We start from the raw sequence: 5,039 nt of genomic DNA, 5'->3' as shown, positions 1-5,039 counted from the left end.
TTGCCGCGCCGGAGGGTGCGGCGACCGCCGCGGCCGTCCCCTGCCTGCTCGAGCGGGGGTGGCTGCGCGGCGACGAGGAGGTGGTGCTCTTCAACACGGGCAGCGGGCTGAAGTACGCCGCGGGTTGAGGCGCCCGGGGAGCGGGACCGGGCGCTCAGCATGCTGGCGAAGTTCGACGAGCGCGGCTGGACATTGTGCCCTGGGCCAAGCTGTGCATTGCCTGCCAGCAGCTCGAGGAGTCCCGCTTCGGCGAGGCGGCCTGACCTGGGGTGGCCGTTAGCAGTCTCTGTAGGCGCTGGCTGCCGCCCGGACGCCTAACCGGATCTTGGAGACAGAGACTCGCACGCGCCCCCCAATTGGAGGCCGAAGCCCACGGCCAACATGCACCAGGCGATAAGGCGGAGAACCCAGTTCGATCCAGTGGTAATCTGGTGGCCCAGGCGCCCGCTAAGCTTCTTTAGGAACGACTCGCCGAAGGTGTCCCAGGTGACGGCTTTCACCGAAACATCGGTAAGGCCGAGCAAAACGACGGCCAGGAAATCGAGAAAGATCCCGAAAGCGCTCATGCGCGTCGGCGCGAAGACGTACTTCAGACTCCTGGGAACTCCGTTTCCACGACCTGCATGCCGTTCTCGCGCTGGACCACGCGGTAGTCGCCGAACAGGTGGGGCGCCTCGGCTTGCAGCAGGCGGAGCACCGTGAGGGCGAGGCGGCGGATCTCGGTATCGGCGGTATCGGACCCGCGCAGCTCGATGAAGTGGCGCCAGGCGCGGGCGTTGCCGGTTACGACAACTTTGGTTTCCGTGGCGTTGGGCAGCAGACTGCGCGCGGTTTGCCGGGCGCGTTTGCGGCGCGTGGTTTTCGAGGGCTCGTCCTGAACCTGCTGTTCGATCTGGGCGAGGAGCGCGCGGTACTCCTCGAGTGTGCGCTCGCAGCTCCGGCTCCACGTCTGAAAGGCCTCGCTCCCCTCCTGGATCTCCGGCGGCAGCACGAATGCGACCTGGGATTCGTCGACGTAGCGCTGACTGAGCTGGGAAAAGGAGAAGGGGCGGTGGCGCACCAGCTCGTGCGTCAGGGCCCGGCTTACCCCCTCGAGCAGAAGAGTCCACACGGCGTGCTCGATCACACTGCCGTGCTTCACGCTCATGATGTTGGCCAGATACTCCTGGTTGGTGGTCCGGCCCCCAATGAGCTTATGCCCGCCCTCGATGCCGGCGTCCGGCCCGAAGCTCAGGTAGCAGACACGGCCGGCGAACTCCGCCAGTGCCTGGCCCGGCACCTGGGAATCGCTTTGCCAGTGGATGTGAGGCGCGCCCAGGAATTGCTGGCGCGCGAGCAGTGTGACCTTGGGTTCGCGGAAGATCTGCATCAACGCTATCCCACGTTGGCCAGGGGTTGGACGGCGGTGGAAGTGTGGGCAAGCTACGGCGGGACGCGCGAGGAGAGCAAGCCGAGGCCAGCCGGCAGGGAGAGGCCGGGGTCGGCTCGGGATGGGCGTTGCGTCCGGCTGGCGGCCAACGCAGGATGTCAGGGCATGCGCCATGATTCGAACGCGGTGCCGCCGGGCGTTCGCTGGCTGGACCACACGGCGGACGTGGGGCTGGAGCTCCGGGCGCGTGACCTGCCCGAGCTGTTCCGCCGCGCGGCGGCGGGCATGCTGCTGCTACTGTATGGCTCCGTGAGGGAAGTGGAGCAGGCCGGCGCGGCCGAGCGGCGGGAGATCGTGCTCGAGGCGGAAGACGTCGCCTCGCTCCTCGCGCTCTGGCTGCGCGAGCTCCTTTACCTGCATGACGTCCACGGGCTGGCCTGCCAGGAGGCTGAGTTCCCCGTGCTGCACGAGCGCGGGCTCAGCGCACGCGTACACTGCACCCGGCCGCCCGGCGCGCCGCTTCGCGAGCTCAAGGGCGTGACGTATCATGGGTTGCGCGCCGAGCGGCGTGGGGGCGAGTGGCGGGCGCGCGTGATCTTCGACGTTTAGCCCCAGCCCGAGCCTGCGGGTGAAGGGAAGGGAAGGGCAAGGATGGAGATCCGGCAGCTCGACGAATACCGCTGGCTGATCCCGCGGCAAGGGAAGATGCGGGTCGAGGGGCTGATCTACGCGGACCGCGGTCTCATGCAGGACATCCGGGGGGACCAGGCGGCGCAGCAGGTGGCGAACGTGGCCTGCCTGCCGGGCATTGTGGGCCGGTCGATCGGCATGCCGGACATCCACTGGGGGTATGGCTTTGCCATTGGCGGCGTCGCCGCCTTCGATCCCGACGAGGGTGGGGTGGTCAGCCCTGGCGGCGTGGGCTACGACATCAATTGCGGCGTTCGTCTGCTGCGTTCGGGCCTCGAGCGCGACGCGGTGCGCCCGCGGCTGGCCAAGCTGATGGACCGCCTGTTCGCGGATATCCCGGCCGGCCTAGGCGCGGGGTACCGCGGCTTCAAGCTGAGCGAAGCAGAGGTGCGGCGGGTGCTGCGCCAGGGCGCGCACTGGGCGGTGGCACACGGCTACGGTGCCGCCGGCGATCTGGAGCGGATCGAGGGGGGCGGCGCGCTGGACGGCGCCGATGCGGAGGCCGTGAGCGACCGCGCCGTCGAGCGCGGCCGCAACCAGCTCGGCACGGTCGGCTCGGGCAACCACTTCATCGAGGTGGGCTGGGTGGACGAGGTGTACGACGTGGCCGCCGCCGCGCGGCTGGGGCTCGAGCCGGGCACAGTGACGGTCTTCATCCACTCGGGCTCCCGCGGCCTGGGCTACCAGGTGTGCGACGACTTCATCCAGGTCATGTTGCGTGCTGCCGCCAAGTACGGGATCGAGTTGCCCGACCGGCAACTGGCCTGCGCGCCGCTGGCCGCACCCGAGGCGCGCCGCTACATGGGTGCCATGACAGCGGCGGCGAACTTCGCCTTCGCCAACCGCCAGATGATGGCGCACCGGGTGCGCGAGGCGTTCGAGCAGGTGTTCGGCCGGCCGTGGGGCGAGCTGGGGTTGAGCGTCGTCTACGACGTGGCGCACAACATTGCCAAGTGGGAGACGCACGAGGTGGGCGGGCAGGAGCGGCGGGTGTGCGTGCACCGCAAGGGCGCGACGCGGGCGTTCCCGCCGGGGCACCCGGAGCTGGCGCTTGCGTTCCGCGACCTGGGCCAGCCGGTGCTCATTCCCGGGGACATGGGGCGCTACTCGTACGTGCTGCTGGGCACCGAGGCGGCGTACCGCGAGACCTTCGGCTCGACGTGCCATGGTGCGGGGCGGCGCATGAGCCGGACCCAGGCCAAGAAGACCGCGCGCCGGCGGGACCTGCGCCAGGAGTTCGAGGAGCGCGGGATCGAGGTGCGTGCGTCGTCGTTTGCCACCGTGGCGGAAGAGATCCCCGAGGCCTACAAGGATGTGGCCGACGTGGTGGACGTAGTGGACCGCGCCGGTATTGGCCGCAAGGTCGCGCGGCTGCGGCCCATGGGCGTGCTGAAAGGCTGAAATTTGCGGGATGGCAGCGGGGTGAGCCCGGAGCCGGCAGCAATCTACGCGCGGCGCCGCGAGCGCGTGTTTTCCGCCCTCGGCGACGAGGCCGCCATGGTGCTGCCCGCGGCGCCGGAACTGCGCGTAGGCCGGGACACCGAGCTGCGCTATGTCCCGGACTCCGAGCTTTACTACCTCACGGGTTACGCGGAGCCGGGCGCGGTGGCGGTGCTCTGCCCCGCAGCGGCTGCGCCGGCCGCGGGGCGCTTAGTCCTCTTCGTGCGGCCCAGGGACCAGGAGCAGGAGCGATGGACGGGGGCGCGGAGCGGTCCCGATGCCGCGAAGGAGCTCTTCGGTGCGGCGGCGGCATACCCGATCGGCGAGCTGGAGCAGCGGCTGCCGGTTCTGGTGGCGGGCGCGGAGAGGCTCTACTTCCGGTTGGGCGGCGGGCGCGAGGATGTCGAGGCGCTGGTGCGCGGCCTCCTACTGCGAGGCCGCCGCACCCGGCAGCGCAGCGGGTGGGGGCTCCAGGCGCTGGTGGACCCGGGCGCGGTCCTGGACGAGATGCGGCTGCGCAAGGATGCGCAGGAGCTGGGGCTGATCCGCGAGGCCGCGCGCACTACGGCCGAGAGCTTCCGCGAGGTGCTGGGCGGGATCCGGCCGGATGCGGGCGAGTGGGAAGTCGAAGCCGCGCTGGACGCGGGGTTCCGCCGCCGCGGCGCGGACGGGCCGGCTTTCCCGACCATTGTCGCCTCGGGGCCCAACGCCACGGTGCTTCATTACATTGAAAACCGCCGGCGGATGCAGGCAGGCGAGCTGGTGCTGCTGGACGCCGGCGCACGCTGCCGCATGTACGCCGGCGACGTTTCCCGCACCTTCCCCGTCGCGGGGCGGTTCTCACTCGAGCAGCGGGAGCTTTACGAAGCGGTGGTGGCCGCGCGGGACGCGGCGGTCGCGGCTGTCGCCCCGGGCGCGACCACCGCGGACGTGCATCGTGCGGCCCTGCAGGTTCTGATCGGCGCGCTGGTCGAGCGCGGGGTGCTGCAGGGCGAAGTCGACAGGCTGGTGAAACAGCACGAAGACGCGGAGGAGCGGGCGGCGCAGCGCCGGGCAGAGCCGGAATCGGCGGTTCGACCGGCGGCGGGCGGGCGGGGCGCCGGGGCGCAATCAGAAAAGGAGCCGCCCAGCCGTGCCTACGTCCCTCACAAGACGTCCCACTGGCTGGGACTGGACGTGCACGACGTGGGGGATTACGCGGTGCGGGGAACGCCCCGGCCACTCGAGCCGGGCATGGTCCTGACCGTCGAGCCCGGGCTCTATATCCCGCCCCAGGATGAAGCCGCGCCCGCGGCCTTGCGCGGGCTCGGGATCCGTATCGAGGACGACGTCGTGGTCACGGAGCAGGGGCAGGAGGTTCTGACGGCAGCGCTGCCTGCGGCGGCCGACGCGGTGGAGCAACTGCTCGCCTCGCGCGCGCTAGCGGATTCTTGGGCGCGGGAACGCCGTCCGCGAGGAGACTCTCCAGATAACCCCGAATAGCGTCCCGTGCCATTTCCCGCGCTTCCTCTAGCGTGTCTCCTTCAGTGACGAGCCCTGG

General features: G+C 70.4%; 5 protein-coding genes. 4 read left to right on the top strand and 1 reads right to left on the bottom strand.

Annotated elements, in window-relative coordinates:
* Positions 1-185: 185 nt before the first annotated feature.
* Positions 186-263 (top strand): hypothetical protein, encoded by a 78-nt coding sequence (locus HY703_09845; GenBank protein ID MBI4545486.1) that lies wholly within the window; start codon positions 186-188, stop codon positions 261-263.
* Positions 264-589: 326 nt separating this feature from the next.
* Here the strand turns inward: HY703_09845 and thyX are convergent, their stop codons facing one another.
* On the bottom strand, positions 590-1,369 hold the full coding sequence (gene thyX / locus HY703_09840; GenBank protein ID MBI4545485.1) for an FAD-dependent thymidylate synthase: 780 nt from the start codon (positions 1,367-1,369) through the stop codon (positions 590-592).
* A gap of 165 nt (positions 1,370-1,534) precedes the next feature.
* Between thyX and HY703_09835 the strand changes: the two genes are divergently transcribed.
* Genes HY703_09835 through HY703_09825 form a run of 3 tightly spaced genes read left to right on the top strand, consistent with a single transcriptional unit; the run spans position 1,535 to position 4,981 of the window.
* Positions 1,535-1,978: an archease gene (locus tag HY703_09835; protein MBI4545484.1), complete on the top strand. Its 444-nt coding sequence runs from the start codon at positions 1,535-1,537 to the stop codon at positions 1,976-1,978.
* Positions 1,979-2,020: 42 nt separating this feature from the next.
* Positions 2,021-3,460 carry an RtcB family protein gene (locus HY703_09830; GenBank protein MBI4545483.1) on the top strand — a complete coding sequence of 480 codons (1,440 nt, stop codon included), beginning with the start codon at positions 2,021-2,023 and terminating at the stop codon, positions 3,458-3,460.
* 21 nt (positions 3,461-3,481) lie between these two features.
* Positions 3,482-4,981, top strand: coding sequence for an aminopeptidase P N-terminal domain-containing protein (locus HY703_09825; GenBank protein ID MBI4545482.1), 1,500 nt, complete (start codon positions 3,482-3,484; stop codon positions 4,979-4,981).
* The last annotated feature ends 58 nt before the right edge of the window (positions 4,982-5,039 follow it).

It is taken from the genome of Gemmatimonadota bacterium (genome assembly GCA_016209965.1).
GTDB lineage: Bacteria > Gemmatimonadota > Gemmatimonadetes > Longimicrobiales > RSA9 > JACQVE01.
Note: the sequence above shows the minus strand (reverse complement) of the source record. Positions and strands in the feature narration are given on the sequence as shown.

Excerpts from the sequence above, each read along its gene's own strand:
- HY703_09830 (MBI4545483.1), top strand. The coding sequence starts at position 2,021 with ATGGAGATCCGGCAGCTCGACGAATACCGCTGGCTGATCCCGCGGCAA.
- thyX (MBI4545485.1), bottom strand. The coding sequence starts at position 1,369 with ATGCAGATCTTCCGCGAACCCAAGGTCACACTGCTCGCGCGCCAGCAA.
- HY703_09835 (MBI4545484.1), top strand. The coding sequence starts at position 1,535 with ATGCGCCATGATTCGAACGCGGTGCCGCCGGGCGTTCGCTGGCTGGAC.